The organism is Marinitoga sp. 38H-ov (assembly GCF_011057715.1).
Lineage (GTDB): Bacteria > Thermotogota > Thermotogae > Petrotogales > Petrotogaceae > Marinitoga.
Genome location: NZ_LNGH01000053.1, coordinates 42,464 through 59,742 on the forward strand (window position 1 = coordinate 42,464; position 17,279 = coordinate 59,742).

Consider the following 17,279-nt stretch of genomic DNA (forward strand, 5'->3'; position numbering starts at 1 on the left):
ATGGGCAAAATATTAGTAGTAGATGATGATAATGTTATTAGAACGGTATTAAAAAAGGTTTTGGAAAGTGAAAAGTATAATGTAGATGTAGCTGAAGGTGGGAATAAGGCAATAGAATTAATAAAAAATACAGAATATGATGTAATATTGCTTGATATTATAATGGAAGATTTAGACGGTATTGAAGTATTAAGAAAAGCAAAAAAATTATCACCATTAACAACAGTTATTATGATGACAGCATATTCAAGTCCAGACTATGTTTTACATGCATTAACTTTAGGAGCAACAGATTTTGTAGAAAAGCCTTTTGAACCTGAAAATATGATTAAATTAGTAAAAGAAAATGTTGAAAGAGTAAAAAGGTGGAAGAAAACTTTAGGACTTCTTTGAGGTGTTAATATGAGTTTTATATCTAATCTTAATTTTGAAGAATTTAATGATTATATAAACTTAATATTCAATAAAACATTAGAGACTTTAAAAGCTGATTCGGGATCTTTAATTATATTTGATGATGATAAAAATATTATTTTTAAAATAATGAAAAATTTAGAAATTGATATTAATAATATAAAACCGGGAAAAATAGATGAGATGTTTATTAATTCTAAAAATCCAATAATTATTAATAATGAAGATCTTGAAAAAAAAGGGATCTTACCTAAAAAAAAGGATACTATATCTTCAATAGTATTTCCTATGTATTTTAAGAATAAATTAATTGGAGTTATGAATTTAAATAGAAAATCTGTTAAATTTACTTTAGACGACTTAAAAAAATTAAACGATAATAAAATTTTTCTTATGCCATCAATATATAATATTATTTTACTAGAAGAAGTTCATGATGAAAGAGAGAGATTTAAAAAATATTTAAATGTTTTTGAGTTGATAGTAGAAAAATATTCAACTGCAAATACGGTTATAGATTTTATAAATGAAACAATTAATGAAATCAGAAGAAAATATAAAATTAAAATTAATATTGAAACAGTAGATGAACCAGATGAAAATACAATAAAAATTAAAAATTTGTATTATAAATTTGATGTGGAATATAGTAAAGATGAAGATATAGTAAATAAACTAAAATCTTTTATGATGAAAATGACAGTTATAAAACATGTAGAGGAATTAAATAAAGTTTTAAGTGAGTATTCTGATCTTGCAAAAGAAACATTATTGATGAATTTTATGTCTTGGGATTTAATTCAAGAAATAAATAGTGCAATTACAGGGATAAATTTAATAACCTTTTTCTTTGAATCTACAAACCCAGAAATTTCAAATGAATTAAAAAAATCTATAAATAGAATCAAGGAAGCGGTTGAGAGATATAAATCAAATTTTTATAATAATGAATCAATTGAATTAATTGATATATCAAATGTTGTTAAAGAAGTAGAAAATAAAATCAAATTTCTTAACCCGGATATTAGTTTTACTACAAGAATTAAATATAATGCAACAATATATGGATCAAGAAAGATACTTTTTAATTCTTTAATGAATATAGTTGTGTCTGTATTGAAATATACGTCTAATAGAAAATTTAATGTTGAATTATATCACGAGGAAAGTTATTATTATTTAAAGATTGAAACTAAAATAAATTCATCAGAAATAAATAATAGAGAGTTGAAAAAAGCAATTAATATTTCTTCAACTATGTTGAGTAATTATCATATAGATTTTCTACAAAAAACAAATAAAGAAAATACAGATTTTATATTACAAATACCAGCAAAATAAATGGGGTGATGGAAATTTTTAATTTGGAGATAATAAAAAGATCTATAAATATTTTTTCAAGAACATTATTTCAAAATAAAGAAGTATTTATAGGTCTTGCTGTAAATTTAGAAGGAACAAGTTTTTTAAATATATTTACATTTGATAATTTAAATAAAGAATATTTAGAATATTCTGAAGATGTTGTATTTGAAGTTCCTCAAAAAATGTATGATGTATTTGAAGAGAAAAGAGAATCAAATTTTAAAGTATCATTTTCAAATGAATTTACTTTTTTAATAAATAATAGATTAGATAGATATAATATAAAAACATTTCTTTTGCCAGAAAAAGAGAAAAATTATGGTTTTTTATACATAATTTCTGTCGATGAAATAAAAATTGATAACAGAGATGTTTTTTTGAGATTTTTATCGGTATTTGAAAAAAATATTGATGCTGTATATTTTGATAAATATTCTAAGTATTCTATAAACGCATTTGTAAAGAATTATTTGATGCTATTACAAAATCATTCTGAGATTTTGTATGAACATTCTATGAGAGTTGCTGATTTAACAAATATTATTGGAAGTTTATTAGGTATAGGTGAAGATAGTTTATATAAATTACAAATAGCCTCTTTTATACATGATATTGGATATATATGGTTTTCTGAAAAAACATTAGAAGAAACATTTTATTCTCAGGATGAAGATGCAAAAGATCCATTGATAAGTGTACATTTAAAAAGATTAGAAGAAATGTTTTTTGGAAATGTTTTAATGAATCCATATGTTGAATTAGCAATTAATCATCATGAAAATATGTCTGGAACAGGATATTTTAAGAAAAAAGATTTAACTATTGAAGATAATATTTTAATAATAGCAAATTATATTGATGAAAATATAGTGTTATCCGGTAAAAATAGGATTGAAAGTATTGTTGAATTTTTGGAAAAAAACGCTGGGAAATTATATGATAAAAATGTAGCAAACGCTGCTATAGAAGCACTTAAAATTTACTATACAGAATTTGATAATGGGAAATACTTAGGGTTGACATTAAAATCGAAAACAATAAATTTAAGATATGAGGGGTTAGGAGAAGAATTAATAGAATTAACTGGAACTATTGAGAAGGTTATATCAGATACAATATATGTAAACGTAAGAACTATAGAACAAATAAATATTGGTTCTATTTTAAAGATAAAAATAACTACTAAAGATTTTCCATTAATAGCTAAGGCTCAAGTTATTCTAAAAAATCCATATGGTTATGTATTAAAGATTCTGGAAAGAAAAGAAACGAAAAAATCAAAGTTAAAGGTATTTTGGAATTTTGAATTTTATTTAGGATTAAAAAATGAAATAACTCCATTATTAAAAGAAAAATTAACACCTATAATATTTAATATTATTAAATCAAAAATGAAAATTGCAAGATGTAAAGTATTTAGTGCAGAAGGTATTATTTTTTCAGTAGATATTGAAAATGATATATTCAAGAAAGATGATGTAGTTATGCTATATATTGATCAGAATGGAGAAACTGTTTTTATTCCAGCAACTATATTATCAAAGAAAAAAGGATTATTTAATATAGAATATGAAGCTAAGTTTTTTGATTTGCCCGAAAGATTACAATCAGCAATATATAGAATGATATTTAGGAAACAATCTAATATTAGAACATTAGGTTCAATTAGAGAAATGTAAATCCCCGATTATAAATCGGGGATTTTTTTAGCCTTTTACAGCTCCAGCTGTTAAACCAGCTACAATTTTATTTTGGAATATTAAAACTAATGCTACAAGTGGAACAGTAACTATTACTGCTGCAGCCATTAGTTGCCCCCACGGTAATTCATAAAATGTTTTACCAGAGAACATAGCTATAGCCACAGGAACGGTATATTTTTCTGGTAATTGCATAAAAGTTAAAGCGAACATAAATTCATTCCATGCTGCAATGAAAGTTAATAATCCTGTTGTAACAAGGCCAGGAGCAGACAATGGAATTATAATTTTCCATAATGTCATAAATTTAGAACAACCATCAATAGCAGCGGATTCTTCAATAGATATAGGAATATCTTTAAAGAAATTATGTAATATCCAAGTAGTTAATGGCAAATTTAAAGCTATATATGGTAAAATCAAACCAGGATATGTATTTATTAATTTCATATTTCTTAAAATTTGAAATAAAGCACCTAAAATAGATACTTGTGGAAACATACTTACTGCTAATATCAATGACATTATAGCTACTTTACCAGGCATTCTTAATCTTGCAACAGCATATCCAGCAAATGCTCCAAAAATTAAAGATAATATAGTAGTTGCACCAGCTACAATTACAGAATTTAAAATATTTTGATGGAACGGTCTTTCTGTAAAAACTAAAATATAGTTTTTAAAAGTTGGGCTTTTTGGAAAAAGTTTAATACTTTTAGAAAATAGCTCTGAATTTGGAGTAACAGATGAAATTATAGCATAATAAAAAGGAAAAACATAAAATATAAGCATGATAATAACAAAAGTGTACAAGATAATTTTTTCAATTCTTTTTTTAGTTTTGTAATTCATATTCTAATCCTCCTTTAGATCATTCAAACCTTAAGTTTAATGATCTAATGTAGATTATAGCAAAAATACTAATTATTAAGAAAATAACAACTGATATGGCAGAACCATATCCAAACCAAGCACCAGTAAATGCTCTATCCATTAAAATATGTCTGTTATAAACAGCTAATGTTTCAACAGACTTATTCATAATGTAGAATATATCAAATACTCTTAATGCATCAAGTGTTCTAAATATTAAAGCAACAGCTATAGTAGGACTTAATATAGGTAATGTTATTTTTGTAAATTGTTTCCATTTTGAAGCTCCATCAATTCTTGATGCTTCATACAATTCTGATGGAATAGTTTGTAATCCAGCTAATAATAATAGTGCCATAAATGGAGCTGTTTTCCATACGTCAACTGCTAAAATTGCAAACATTGATGACCATTTATTGCTCAATATTGGAGTTCCTGGAGCTAACCACCCTAAATTATACAAAATTTGAGATATAATACCATATTGATCATTGTACATCCACTTCCACATTTGTGAGGAAACTGATGTAGGGATAGCCCATGGTATTAAAATAGCAGCTCTTACCACACCTCTTAATGCAAAATCAGCATTTAAGATTAAAGCGGTTGCTAAACCTAGTACGAATTCTAAAGAAACAGAAATAGCTGTAAAAATAAGGGTATTAATTAAACTTGTCATAAATCTAGTATCATTTAATAATCTTGCATAATTATCTAATCCAACAAATCTTTTTACAATACCAGGTCTCAATCCAAAAGAAAATAAACTATCCCAGAATGTTTTTAATAATGGAAAAAAAGCTGTAATAAGTATAGCTAGCATTGCTGGCAAAATAAGCCAAAAACCTAGCCATATATCCTTTTTTTTATAATTAATTTTTATTTTGGTACTCAAGAGCACACCTCCTATTAAACCTAATAGGTTTTTTAAAAATAAACCGGAGGAAAATCCCCCGGCTTATTGACCAATTATCATCTTTAATTCTGATTCTAAATCTTTTAAAGCTTTTTCTACGTCTTTTTTACCTATTAAGAAGTCATGAATATGTCTTTGTATTGCATCTGATACTTCTGTATAAACAGGGGTAATTGGTCTTGGTTCTGCATTTATAAACACATTATATAATTCAACCATAAATGGAGCGGCTTCTTTGATTTTTGGATCTGAGTAAACAGCTTTTCTTGTTGGATTTTGACCAGCATTTATAGCTTTATATAATTGTTGATCATATGAGGTTAAGAATTTTACAAATTTCTTTGCAGCATCTTTTTCAGCATCTGATGAATAATTGTTAATTGCTAACATCCATCCACCTAATGTAGCTGAATGTCTTCCGTTTTCAATATCTCCCTTTGGTAATGGAGCAACGCCAATTTTACCAGCAATTTTTGATTGATTAGCATCATTTGCTAATGACCAAACATATGGCCAGTTCCTTAAGAATACTGATTCACCATTTTGGAAAGGTCTTCTTGTTTCTTCTTCCATATAAGTTAAAACACCTTTTGGAGCAACGCCGTCGTCAATAAAGCTCTTTAAAGTTGTTAATGCTTTTACTAATCTAGCATGATTATCAGCATCACCTATAATAACATTTCCATTAGCATCTAAGAAATCTGCACCGTATGAATGTACAAATTCTGCAACATCACATACCAAACCTTCATATTGAGCTAATTGAAATAACATACCATTAATCTTTTCTTTTGATGCAATATCAGAAGCTACTGTTTTTAATTCTTCCCATGTTTGTGGAACATCATAACCATATTTTTCTAATAAATCTTTTCTATAATACAATAATCCTGCATCTGTGAACCAAGGTATTGCAACTATTCTTCCTTGAACTGTCCCGGATTTAACTGTACCAGGTAAGAATTGATCTAATTCAAAATAATCATAATCATCAGTTAAATCTGCAACAAATGGAGCAAATTCAGCAGGCCAAATAACATCTATCATTAAAATATCTGGATCAGATGTCATAGCTCCTAAATATGTAACGTATAAATCATGTCTTGCAGTTGAACTATTTGGCATAGGTAATAATTGAACTTCAATATCGGGATAAATTTTATTGAACATCTTGATTTGATTCATTAATACTTCTAATTCTTTACCGACAGCACCAGCAGCCATTGTAATTTTAACACTTAATCCCATAATAGCAATTAATAATACTAAAGATAAAACTAATACTTTTTTCATCCTAACACCCTCCTTTTTTTGCAAACGGTTTCGAAAATCAATAATAAAAATCTATTTTCATTATATCATTTTTTAAAAAATTAAAAAAATTCAACTAAATGTAATATACGGGATTAATCGGTAATAATAAACGATTAATCCCGTATATTTTATAATAAATTAAATTAATTATTAAAAATCAGCAATAACAGAAAATTCTATTTTGTCCTTAAATTCATTGTTTATATTGTCATAATATTTTGTATATAGCATGAATAAACCATTTGAAATAGGATATCCAAAAGAAATTTCAGCATTTGTATTTGTATCGAATAATGAAGATAATTCATCTAAACTTTCCATATCCTTATAATATTTTCCTACAATTAATAATGGGAATTGTTCTGAAGGAATTCTAGCTTGTAATGAACCATTTAATTCTGGATTTTGAACTTCGAATTCTGTGGTTAAATCATAGTTTAATCTTGCACTAGCTCTTAAAATATTTCCTAAAGAAAATTCTAATTCTCCAATACCTCCTAATCTTGTATCATTATAATTTTTTAATTCATCATATTTTGTATTGTCCATTAAATTTTCTTCGTATTGAGAATTTACAAATCCAAGCTTATAATATGGCATTTGTAAAACTACAGGCAATGCTTTTAATGTAATAATACCTAAATTTAATATTCCGCCAGCACCTGCGCCATAACCAGTTAATGTGGTAGAATCGAATGTTGAAGATATATAACCAATTTCTCCACCTAATTTTAATGCGTTCCCGCCAATATATGCAGATACACTACCTAATAGATCATCTCTTAATGGTTCAACTTCATTCTTAGCCATAGGTTTTCCAGCAAATGCTTCTAAATTAATAAATCCAACTTTTGTTTTTAAAATTCCATAATATAAATGTGCTGATTGACTATATGAGAATGGCATTAATGAATCTAAAGAATATGGAGCATGCACTTCTATTCTTGCCATTGGTAAAATTAAACCTAAGTCTAAAGCATTTCTATAATCATTGTTGTAGTTAAAAACCAACATACCTAAACCTATAGTTTTTGGATATGACATACCATATCTAAAGTATAAAGGGCCTACTCTTAATTTTACTAAGTTCAAAGTTAATCCCGAAAGTACATTTGTTGAAGGATCAGTACCAGGTGTCCCATAGAATAAGCTTCCGCCTATTTCTTCTTGATAAGCATTAAGTCCTAAACCAATACCGAAGTTATCATTTTCAAAAACACCTGTTATAGAATATGCTAAATAATCTTGTCCATTTTCTTCAACAGTTTTAAAAAATGGTCGCACATAAAAAGCAGAAAATGATGTAAATACTAATAATACTATAAATGAAAATGTTAAAAGTTTTTTCATAATAATCCCTCCTCTAAAATTTTTAAGTTTCTAGCGGCAACTTCTGGTGAAACAGAATTAATAAAAAATCCTGATCCCCACTCAAAACCTGCAGCATTTGTTAATCTAGGAATAATTTCTAAATGCCAATGATAATATGAATTGTTTAAAATATCAAAGGGTGATGTGTGAATCATATAGTTATATGGTATATCGCCTAATAATACGTTTAACCTTAATAATGTATTTTTAAGTATAGAAGAAAAATCCTTAACATCTTTTGAATTAATACTACCAAAATTTGAATTATGTTTTTTTTGAATTATCCATGTTTCATATGGAAATCTAGGAGCAAAAGGTTCAAGAGATAAAAATGTATCGTTTTCTTCAACAATTCTTATATTTTCATTTTTTTCCTGCTCAATTATAGAACAAAAAATACATTTGTTTTTAATATTATAGAATTTTTTTGCACCTTTAATTTCATCTTCAATAAAAATAGGAATTATGGGAGTTGCAATTAATTGTGAGTGAGGATGAGATAAAGATGCGCCAGCACTTCTTCCATAATTTTTAAAAATTTGAATATATTTGATTTTTTTATCTTTTTTTATATCATTAAATCTATTTAAATATGCCCATACAATTTCTTCTACTTCAGAATAATTCATATAAGCAATTTTCGAATCATGATTAGGTGTTTCTATTATAACCTCGTGATAACCATATCCATCAACTGAAAAATATATTCCATTGCTATTTAAATTTGGAGGAATATCTTTTGTTACAGCTGGGAATTTATTTGGAACAACTCTTAGCCACCAATTTTCATCATTTGGTTTAGATTTTTCTGGTTTAAAGGCTAAAACTTCTGGTGGAGTTAGGTTTTCATTTCCTTGATCAAATGGACAAAAGTCAAATTTTTCTACATTAGGAATAATTTTTTCTATTGGTCTATTGGATCTTTCAGAGGATATAATAACCCATCGATTTGTAATAGGATCTTTTCTATATTCAGGCATTTTATCCTCCTAATAATTTTTCTTATTGATTGATCTTTTGTATAATAATATATATTCATCTGCCGATTTATCCCATGAAAAATCAGTTTTCATTGCATTTTTAACTAGTGTATTCCAACATTCTTGATTTCTAAAATATACATTAAGAGCTTTTAATACAGAGATTAATAAATTAGATGAAGTATATTCGTAAAAACCAAATCCAGTACCCTCATTAGTATTACAATAAAATTCTTTTACAGTATCGGCTAAACCACCAGTGTATCTTACTATTGGAATAGTTCCATATCTCATTGAATACATTTGTCCCAATCCGCATGGTTCATATTTGGAAGGCATTATGAACATATCACTACCAGCATAAATAAGTTGAGCTAAATCTAAATCAAATTTAATATTTATAGATAGTTTATCAGGGTATTTATTTTGATATTTAAGTAATAATTCTTCATATTTTTTTTCACCAGTTCCTAAAATAATAATTTGAATATCCAATAAAGTTAGATAATCTATTATTTCTGAGATTAAATCAATACCTTTTTGTTCAACAATTCTACCTATAAAACTTATAACAGGTATTTCTTTATTTTGAGGTAAATTTAATTTTTCTTGTAAATATAATTTATTTTTTGTTTTATTTTCTAAGTTTTTAATGTTGAAATTATATGGAATTAATTTATCTGTTTCTGGATTAAAAATTTCATAATCAATACCATTTAAAATGCCGTATAAATCTTCATTTCTAATTTTTAGTACGCCATCAAGTTTATATCCATATTCTTCAGTTTGAATTTCTTCAGCATATGTTCTGCTTACTGTATTTAAAATATCACTAAATAAAATTCCACCTTTTAAGAAATTAATTTGTCCAAAAAATTCTAAAGCATCAATATTATATAAGTATCCAGGTAATCCTGCAACATTAAGTGTATCAGGAGAGAATATCCCTTGATAACCTAAGTTATGAATAGTTAAAACAGTAGTTTTTTTATTTAAAATTTCATCATCTCTATAATTATTTCTTAGATAAACAGGAATTAATGATGTTTGCCAATCATTAATATGTATAATATCTATATCTGGAAGAGCTGTTTTTACAAACGTTAAAGAGGCATCACAAAAGTAAGATGTTTGATGTTCAGGATGAGGATATTCATATATTTCTTCAGTTGAAAAAAGATTATCGTTTTTTATTAAGTAGACTGGAATATTTGTATTTGGTAATACAGATTTATATACCGAAAAAGGATATTTTAATGAATGACTAAAAGGATAAAGTTCATCATATACTTTTTCTAAAGGTAAATTATATTTTTCTATGTTTTTTTCAACAATTTTGTGAAAAGGCATTATTATATTTATGTTATCTACTTTGTTTTGTAAAAATTTCGGTAAAGTTCCAACAACATCTCCTAATCCTCCAACCTTTGCTAAAGGAGCAACCTCATATGAAATAAAAGTAATATTCATAATTTCACCACCTATCTCATTTTATAAGGTGTATCATGAGTGAAAATAACATAATCAGATTTTTCTGACCATTCTTTTACTATTTCTGCAACCTTATCAGTTCTTAAATTTCTCATAATGTCATAAAAATCAATTTTTGTCATACAAATATCGCCTGGCAGGAATATTTTACCCATATTTTCACTTTCAATATATAGAGAAACATGCTCTTTTGAATGATATGGGGTGTATATAACCTTTATAGAATCAAATAAAATCTCGCCATCTTTAAATGTTTCTACGCGGTTATTCCAAGAATTAATCATTTGTTGATATGCTTGTCCTATTAGTGGGCCAAATTTTCTATAATCTTTTCCTAAATAATTTTCATGTATTCTTATTGTTGCATTTGGGAAAAACATAGAATTATATGCATGATCCAAATGCACATGAGTTAAAACAATATCTGTTATATCTTCTGGTGCAATTTCTAAATTAGCTTCTATATCTTGAATAACATGTATATGACTTGGATCAATTAGTATTTTTCTAGTATTATTTTCTAGTAAAAATACAGAAGAGAATGTACCGTGTACTCTACCAGTTATAGTTAATAATCCGCCATCTAAAATTACTTTAAAGTTCATATTTTTACCTCCTATGCTTCTTCATATATTCCATCATATTCAATATTATTATTATCTAAGATAGAGGATATAGCATTAACATCCTTTAAGGATAGTTTTATTGATAACATTCTTTTAAATGAATTTATTTTACATGTTGTCATTGATAAAATATTTAAATTGTTATTGCTTATAGTTTCAACAACCTTTTTTACTTCGCCAGGTTTATCATGTAAAGTTATAATAACTTTCGTTCCTGGTTCATCTAACGCAGTAATATTTACCATTGCTTTTAGCAATTCATTAATTCCAAAAATTCCTATAGGTTTCATATCATAATCAACTACTGGTAATATCTTATAATTAGTTTCTAACATTGTTAATAATACATCTTCAACTAAATCATCTTCATATAAAAAATCTTCTATAGGTTCAAATACATCTATTAATAAATCATCGCTATCGTATTCTCGTAAAACAGCAATATCCTCTTTTCTGATTGCAGAAAGAAGAGTTCCATTTTTTCTTGTAAGTAAAATAATATCAATATCTTTTTCAAAAAACATTTTTATTGCGTCGTCTATGGTGTTTTCAATACTTAATTTTTCAAAGGCCCTCTTTGTCCATAATTTTACGTACATAAATATCCTCCTTCTTCCTTTTATTATATTATACACCAAAAAAGATAAAAATTGTGCTATAATATTAATATCAAAAAGAAAAAGGGGGAGAATAAATGGGGAAAATAGGAGTAATTGTAGATTCAGGCTGTGACATCCCTTTAAATATATTAGAAAAATATGATAATCTTAAAGTAGTTCCGTTGAGAACTATAATTGATGGTGTTGAATACGATGAGGGAACATTTTCGGAAGATTTTTTATTTGAACATATAGATGGAAATGTTAAAACATCATTACCGAAACCAGAGAATATAAAAATTGCAATAGAAGAGATGATAAATGATGGATATAATGATATATTAACCTTTAATATATCAAAGAATTTAAGTGGTACATATAATTTGTTTAAAATGATATCAGAAAGCATTAAAGATGTAAAAATAATAAATATAGATACTTTAAATATTTCAATAGGCTCAGGATTAGTAGTATATAGAGCTTTACAATATATAGAACAAGGTATGGATTTAAAAGAAATTGTTGATAATATAAAAAGAGATATAAAAAATTCTACAGTATTTTATGTAATACCAACATTGAAGTATCTTGCACGTGGTGGAAGGATAGGAAAGGTATCTGCCATGATGGGACAATTATTAAATTTAAAACCTATTATTTCAGTTGATGATGAAGGTGTTTATTATACAGTATCAAAAATAAGGGGGTATAATAAATCAGTAGAAGCATTGTATAAAGAGGTGTTAAAATATATAGGAGATAATAAATTTATAGCTGGTGTTGTTATAAGTGGGAATAATGAGAAAGTGAAAATTATGCAAGATAATTTTGTAGAAAAATTAAAAATATTAGGCAATACTTTAGAGATATTTAAAGGTAAGGTTTCTAGTACATTATCAGTTCACACTGGTCAAGATTTAATAGGTATTGGTGTCTTGAAATTATAATTGGAGGATGATAGTATGGAAAAAATAGGTATTATAGTAGATTCTGGTACAGATTTACCTAAAAATATAATAGAAAAATATAATATAAAAGTAGTACCATTAAGAATAATTATTGACGGAAAAGAATATGAAGAGGGTTCTATAACAGAAGAATTTTTAATTAAAAGACTTGATGATAGTGAAGTAACCACATCATTACCTAAGCCTGATTCAGTGATAAAAGCTTTTGAGGAATTAATTAGTGAAGGTATAAAAAGAATAATTACCTTTAATATTTCAAGTAAGATGAGCGGCACTTTTAATCTTTTTAGATTAACTTCAAATACATTAAAAGAAAAATATCCAGATGTAAAAATAGAAAATATTGATACAAAAAATATTTCAATAGGTGCAGGACTTGTAGCTTATAATGCAATTAAAATGATTGAAGAAGGTAAAGTATTTGATGAAATAGTTAAATGGTGTAATGAAAACATAAATAAAGCAAAAGTATTTTTTGCTATTCCAACGTTAAAATACTTAGCAAAAGGTGGTAGAATAGGGAAAGTTTCTGCAAAAATAGGTGAAATGTTAAATATAAAGCCTATAATATCTATAAGTGATGAGGGGATTTATTATTCTGTATCAAAAGTAAGAGGTTTTAAGAAATCATTTGATAAAGTGTTTGAGGAATTTAATAAGTTTGTTGATAATAGGAAAAATATAGCGGCTGTTTATATTAGCGGAACTACAAAAGAATTTGAAAAAGTTCAGAGAGATTTTTTTGAAAAAGTTGGTAATTTAGAGCATACCTTAGAAGTTATTATGGGGAAGGTTTCAAGTACATTATTAGTTCATTCTGGTCCTGATTTATTTGGTATAGGTGTAATTGTAACAGAATAAGGTGATAAATTGTATATTCCATTATACGAATCATTAAGGCCAAAAAAATTAAATGAAGTAATTGGAAATCAAAAATTAAAAGGTATTTTAAGAAATTGGATAATAAAAGATAAAATTAAATCATTTGTAATTTACGGGCCACCAGGGTCCGGTAAAACTACTATAATATCAGCTTTTCTAAATGAATTAGATACTAATAGGTATGAAATTCATAAAATTTCTGGAGCATTGGAAGGAGCAAAAACTCTTAAAACTATTATTGCTCAATCAGAAACACCTCTTTTTAAAAAACAAATAGTTTTATTTGTTGATGAAATTCATAGATTAAATAAAGCTGAACAAGATGTATTGCTGTTACATGTAGAAAAAGGAGATTTGATTTTAATAGGTTCTACTACAGAGAATCCTTCTTTTTCCATAAACCCAGCGTTATTATCAAGAATATTGACTTTTGAAATTTCCCCTTTAAATGAGGAAGATATAGAAGAATTATTAAATATAATAGAAAAGAAATTTCAGAATGTTTCATTTTCTAAAAATTTAAATATTCATTTAAAAACATATTTTGGTTATGACATAAGAAGAATAATAAATACAATTGAGGCATTAATTGATATAGGAATAAAAGAAATAGAGCCTGATTCATTTAAAGAAATATTATCCTCTTTTGGCTATTCAAAAGAGGATAAATATGATGCTATATCAGCTTTTATAAAAAGTGTTAGAGGTAGTGATCCAGATGCAGCTGTATTTTATTTAGCATATATGTTAGAAAATGGAGAAGATCCATTATATATAGCGAGACGATTAATGATACTAGCATCCGAGGATATTGGACTTGCAGATCCTATAGCGTTAAATATTGCTGTTTCTGCATTTTTAGCAACAAAAGAAATAGGATATCCAGAATGTTTATATCCATTAACAGAAGCAACAATTTATTTATCTTCAGCACCAAAATCCAATTCTTCCTTAAATGCATATATGACAGCTAAACAATATATTAATATTGATTTTGAAATACCTATGAAACTTAGAAATCCGGTTACTAAATGGATGAAAACAAAAGGATATGGTAAAGATTATAAATACCCACATGATTATAATGGGTTTATAAAAGATTATTATTTACCAGAAAAAATAAAAAATACTCAAATATATAAACCATATGATATAGGATTTGAGAATAAAATAAAACAACGTTTAAAAAAATTATGGGATGGGTTTAAGAACTATTAGACGTTATTATTAATATTTATTTCTTCTAATATTTCAATTTTATAGTCATCTGTAATTTTAAAAATAATTTTTTTATTGTATAATGTAATGTTAATTATATCCCCGGATTTCACCTCATATGAAGGTTTTAGTGTATTGTTATTTTTTGTTATTTTTCCGGCTTTAGCTAATTCATTAGCAATAGTTCTTCTTTTAATTATTTTATTTACCTTTAAAAACTTGTCCAATCTCATTTATTAACAACCTCCGTGAAAAATTTTTCATTATTGTGAATTAAAATCGTTTTTTAATACTTGACATTATGGTGTAAAATAATTATAATATATTAAGTGAAAATATTCAATAATTAAATTTAATTATGAGGTGATAGAGTTGTCTGAGCCAGTTCTTATAGTAGAAAACTTAAAAACCTATTTCGACATAGCTGAAGGAACAGTTAAGGCAGTAAACGGAGTTTCTTTTACTTTAAATAAGAATGAGTCTTTAGGTGTTGTTGGTGAAACAGGTTCTGGAAAAAGTGTTACTATGAAAACTATAATGGGATTAATAAAAAAACCAGGATATATTCCTGAAGGTAAAATTTTATTTTACACTGATGAATTCAGTAAAGATGGGAAAAAGGAATATATTGATTTAACAAAATTACCATACAATCAATTTACTAGAATAAGGGGAAAACATGTTGCTATGATTTTCCAAGATCCAATGACATCTTTAAATCCAATGTATACTGTAGCTGATCAAATGATAGAAACAATAATGTATCATCAAAATGTTTCTGAAGAAGAAGCAAGAAAAAGAGCTATAGAATTATTAAGGAAAGTTGGAATTCCAAATGCTGAGGAAAGAATAGATGACTATCCTTTCCAATTTTCAGGAGGACAAAGACAAAGAATTGTTATCGCTATAGGTTTATCATGTAATCCAGAATTATTAATAGCTGATGAACCAACAACAGCACTTGATGTTACTATTCAAGCACAGATATTAGAATTAATGAAAGATTTGCAAAATGAATTTAATACGGCAATGATTTATATAACACATGATTTATCTGTTGTAGCTGAGATAGCAGATAAAGTTATGGTTATGTATGGTGGAATGCAAATGGAATTAGCTGATGTGAATACTATTTTTGAAAAGCCATTGCATCCTTATACACATATGTTATTAAATTGTATTCCAAGACATGATGCTAAAAAAGAGGAGTTAGAACCAATTCCAGGACAACCACCAATAATGTTAGATCCTCCAGAACTATGTCCGTTTTTACCTAGATGCCCTAAAGCAACAGATAGATGTAGAAAAGAATTAGCACCATTTAAAGAAGTTGAACAAGGACATTATATAAGATGTTGGAACCCAATGGACGTAGAAATGGAGGGAGATAAATAATGCTTTTAAGAGTTAATAATTTAAAAAAATATTTTCCTATAAAACACGGATTTATAGTTGAAAAAACTGTTGGATATGTAAAGGCTGTTGATGATGTTAGTTTTGAATTGGATAAAGGCGAAACATATGGGCTTGTTGGAGAATCGGGTTGTGGTAAAACAACAATTGGTAAAACAATTTTAAGATTATATAATCAAACTGATGGAGAAATATTTATAGATGACAAAGATACAAGTTATCTATTTTTAAAAAGATCAGAAGCTAAAGAATATTTAAAAAATCATTATATTGATATTTTAAATAATGGAATAAAGAAAAAATCAGAATCAGAATTTTTAAATGAATTACCAGATTATAAAAAACCATATTTTGAATATTTGATCAAAAATGGAGAATCAAAGTTTATTGATTACATGCTATCTGATTTAAAAGAAAAGAGAATGCACTTTAGAAGAAAGGTACAAATTGTTTTCCAAGATCCAACATCATCTTTGAACCCTAGAATGACAGTTGGTGCAATATTATCAGAACCATTATTATTTCACGGTATAGCTAAGAATAAAAATGATGCTTTTGATATAGTTAAAGAAATACTTGTAAATGTTGGTCTTAAAAAATATCATGTTGACAGATATCCACATCAATTCTCAGGAGGACAAAGACAAAGAATTGCTGTAGCTAGAGCTGCTATATTAAAACCAGATTTGATAATTCTTGACGAACCTACATCAGCATTAGATGTTTCAGTTCAAGCACAAATTATTAAATTATTAAAAGATTTACAATCAGAATTAAACGCAGGTTATTTATTTATTTCTCATGATCTTGGTGTTGTTAGATTTATTTCTAATTATGTTGGTATTATGTATTTAGGAAGAATGGTTGAATATGGTGACTCTGATGAAATTTTTGACAACTTTAAACATCCATATACTGAAGCATTATTAAATGCAGCTCCAGTTCCTGATCCAAAAAAGAGAAGAGACAGAAAGCAATTTATTATAAAAGGACAAGTTCCTTCTCCAATTAATAGACCAAATGGATGTTTCTTCTCACCAAGATGTAAATATGCATTTGAACCATGTTCTAAAAAATATCCAGAATATTATGAAGTAGAAAAAAATCATTATGTAGGTTGTTATAAATTTGAACCAAAATCTTAAATTC

17 protein-coding genes are annotated in these 17,279 nt (G+C 26.6%); 8 read left to right on the plus strand and 9 right to left on the minus strand.

Going from position 1 to position 17,279, the window contains the following annotated elements; translation table 11 throughout:
- Genes AS160_RS10155 through AS160_RS10165 form a run of 3 tightly spaced genes read left to right on the plus strand, consistent with a single transcriptional unit; the run spans position 1 to position 3,458 of the window.
- Complete coding sequence (locus tag AS160_RS10155) at positions 1–393, plus strand: response regulator (RefSeq protein WP_165148550.1); 393 nt, start codon at positions 1–3, stop codon at positions 391–393.
- 9 nt (positions 394–402) lie between these two features.
- On the plus strand, positions 403–1,755 hold the full coding sequence (locus AS160_RS10160) for a HAMP domain-containing histidine kinase (RefSeq protein WP_165148553.1): 1,353 nt from the start codon (positions 403–405) through the stop codon (positions 1,753–1,755).
- 8 nt (positions 1,756–1,763) lie between these two features.
- On the plus strand, positions 1,764–3,458 hold the full coding sequence (locus tag AS160_RS10165; protein WP_165148556.1) for an HD domain-containing phosphohydrolase: 1,695 nt from the start codon (positions 1,764–1,766) through the stop codon (positions 3,456–3,458).
- 27 nt (positions 3,459–3,485) lie between these two features.
- On the opposite strand, the gene AS160_RS10170 is transcribed toward AS160_RS10165, so the two are convergent.
- The 8 genes from AS160_RS10170 to AS160_RS10205 all read right to left on the minus strand — a co-directional run bounded on the left by AS160_RS10170 (position 3,486) and on the right by AS160_RS10205 (position 11,649).
- A complete protein-coding gene (locus tag AS160_RS10170; RefSeq protein ID WP_165148559.1) occupies positions 3,486–4,331 on the minus strand; it encodes a carbohydrate ABC transporter permease in 846 nt (281 codons plus the stop codon).
- A gap of 19 nt (positions 4,332–4,350) precedes the next feature.
- Positions 4,351–5,175, minus strand: coding sequence for a sugar ABC transporter permease (locus AS160_RS10175; RefSeq protein ID WP_165148722.1), 825 nt, complete (start codon positions 5,173–5,175; stop codon positions 4,351–4,353).
- A gap of 135 nt (positions 5,176–5,310) precedes the next feature.
- Positions 5,311–6,561: an ABC transporter substrate-binding protein gene (locus AS160_RS10180; RefSeq protein ID WP_165148562.1), complete on the minus strand. Its 1,251-nt coding sequence runs from the start codon at positions 6,559–6,561 to the stop codon at positions 5,311–5,313.
- A gap of 171 nt (positions 6,562–6,732) precedes the next feature.
- The gene (locus tag AS160_RS10185; RefSeq protein WP_165148565.1) at positions 6,733–7,932 is read right to left on the minus strand and encodes a hypothetical protein; all 1,200 of its coding nucleotides are present in this window, start codon (positions 7,930–7,932) and stop codon (positions 6,733–6,735) included.
- Positions 7,929–8,933 (minus strand): galactose-1-phosphate uridylyltransferase, encoded by a 1,005-nt coding sequence (galT, locus tag AS160_RS10190; RefSeq protein ID WP_165148568.1) that lies wholly within the window; start codon positions 8,931–8,933, stop codon positions 7,929–7,931. Before galT ends, AS160_RS10185 begins: the two co-directional genes overlap by 4 nt.
- Before the next feature lie 9 nt (positions 8,934–8,942).
- Entirely contained in the window at positions 8,943–10,403 is a 1,461-nt protein-coding gene (locus AS160_RS10195; protein ID WP_165148571.1) for a glycogen/starch synthase, read from the minus strand.
- A gap of 11 nt (positions 10,404–10,414) precedes the next feature.
- Positions 10,415–11,029 (minus strand): MBL fold metallo-hydrolase, encoded by a 615-nt coding sequence (locus tag AS160_RS10200; protein WP_165148574.1) that lies wholly within the window; start codon positions 11,027–11,029, stop codon positions 10,415–10,417.
- Positions 11,030–11,040: 11 nt separating this feature from the next.
- Complete coding sequence (locus AS160_RS10205) at positions 11,041–11,649, minus strand: CBS domain-containing protein (RefSeq protein WP_165148577.1); 609 nt, start codon at positions 11,647–11,649, stop codon at positions 11,041–11,043.
- A gap of 95 nt (positions 11,650–11,744) precedes the next feature.
- Between AS160_RS10205 and AS160_RS10210 the strand changes: the two genes are divergently transcribed.
- From AS160_RS10210 to AS160_RS10220, 3 genes are read left to right on the plus strand one after another with little or no spacing between them, the layout of a single operon-like run.
- Positions 11,745–12,596, plus strand: a complete 852-nt coding sequence (locus AS160_RS10210) for a DegV family protein (protein ID WP_165148580.1) — start codon at positions 11,745–11,747, stop codon at positions 12,594–12,596.
- A 15-nt stretch (positions 12,597–12,611) separates the two neighbouring features.
- A complete protein-coding gene (locus AS160_RS10215) occupies positions 12,612–13,478 on the plus strand; it encodes a DegV family protein (RefSeq protein ID WP_165148583.1) in 867 nt (288 codons plus the stop codon).
- Positions 13,479–13,487: 9 nt separating this feature from the next.
- Positions 13,488–14,717, plus strand: coding sequence for a replication-associated recombination protein A (locus AS160_RS10220; RefSeq protein ID WP_165148586.1), 1,230 nt, complete (start codon positions 13,488–13,490; stop codon positions 14,715–14,717).
- Here the strand turns inward: AS160_RS10220 and AS160_RS10225 are convergent.
- Entirely contained in the window at positions 14,714–14,950 is a 237-nt protein-coding gene (locus tag AS160_RS10225) for a S4 domain-containing protein (RefSeq protein ID WP_165148589.1), read from the minus strand. The two genes, AS160_RS10220 and AS160_RS10225, sit on opposite strands and share 4 nt — an antisense overlap.
- A gap of 139 nt (positions 14,951–15,089) precedes the next feature.
- On the opposite strand from AS160_RS10225, the gene AS160_RS10230 reads away from it, so the two are divergent.
- Together AS160_RS10230 and AS160_RS10235 are read left to right on the plus strand one after the other, a co-directional pair.
- Positions 15,090–16,112: an ABC transporter ATP-binding protein gene (locus AS160_RS10230; protein WP_165148592.1), complete on the plus strand. Its 1,023-nt coding sequence runs from the start codon at positions 15,090–15,092 to the stop codon at positions 16,110–16,112.
- A complete protein-coding gene (locus AS160_RS10235; protein ID WP_165148595.1) occupies positions 16,112–17,275 on the plus strand; it encodes an ABC transporter ATP-binding protein in 1,164 nt (387 codons plus the stop codon). Before AS160_RS10230 ends, AS160_RS10235 begins: the two co-directional genes overlap by 1 nt.
- The last annotated feature ends 4 nt before the right edge of the window (positions 17,276–17,279 follow it).

Coding starts and splice junctions, on each gene's coding strand:
- AS160_RS10175 (WP_165148722.1), bottom strand. CDS start 5,175: ATGCTAGCTATACTTATTACAGCTTTTTTTCCATTATTAAAAACATTC.
- AS160_RS10155 (WP_165148550.1), top strand. CDS start 1: ATGGGCAAAATATTAGTAGTAGATGATGATAATGTTATTAGAACGGTA.
- AS160_RS10225 (WP_165148589.1), bottom strand. CDS start 14,950: ATGAGATTGGACAAGTTTTTAAAGGTAAATAAAATAATTAAAAGAAGA.
- AS160_RS10160 (WP_165148553.1), top strand. CDS start 403: ATGAGTTTTATATCTAATCTTAATTTTGAAGAATTTAATGATTATATA.
- AS160_RS10215 (WP_165148583.1), top strand. CDS start 12,612: ATGGAAAAAATAGGTATTATAGTAGATTCTGGTACAGATTTACCTAAA.
- AS160_RS10170 (WP_165148559.1), bottom strand. CDS start 4,331: ATGAATTACAAAACTAAAAAAAGAATTGAAAAAATTATCTTGTACACT.
- AS160_RS10195 (WP_165148571.1), bottom strand. CDS start 10,403: ATGAATATTACTTTTATTTCATATGAGGTTGCTCCTTTAGCAAAGGTT.
- AS160_RS10165 (WP_165148556.1), top strand. CDS start 1,764: ATGGAAATTTTTAATTTGGAGATAATAAAAAGATCTATAAATATTTTT.
- AS160_RS10185 (WP_165148565.1), bottom strand. CDS start 7,932: ATGAAAAAACTTTTAACATTTTCATTTATAGTATTATTAGTATTTACA.
- galT (WP_165148568.1), bottom strand. CDS start 8,933: ATGCCTGAATATAGAAAAGATCCTATTACAAATCGATGGGTTATTATA.
- AS160_RS10200 (WP_165148574.1), bottom strand. CDS start 11,029: ATGAACTTTAAAGTAATTTTAGATGGCGGATTATTAACTATAACTGGT.
- AS160_RS10210 (WP_165148580.1), top strand. CDS start 11,745: ATGGGGAAAATAGGAGTAATTGTAGATTCAGGCTGTGACATCCCTTTA.
- AS160_RS10235 (WP_165148595.1), top strand. CDS start 16,112: ATGCTTTTAAGAGTTAATAATTTAAAAAAATATTTTCCTATAAAACAC.
- AS160_RS10205 (WP_165148577.1), bottom strand. CDS start 11,649: ATGTACGTAAAATTATGGACAAAGAGGGCCTTTGAAAAATTAAGTATT.
- AS160_RS10180 (WP_165148562.1), bottom strand. CDS start 6,561: ATGAAAAAAGTATTAGTTTTATCTTTAGTATTATTAATTGCTATTATG.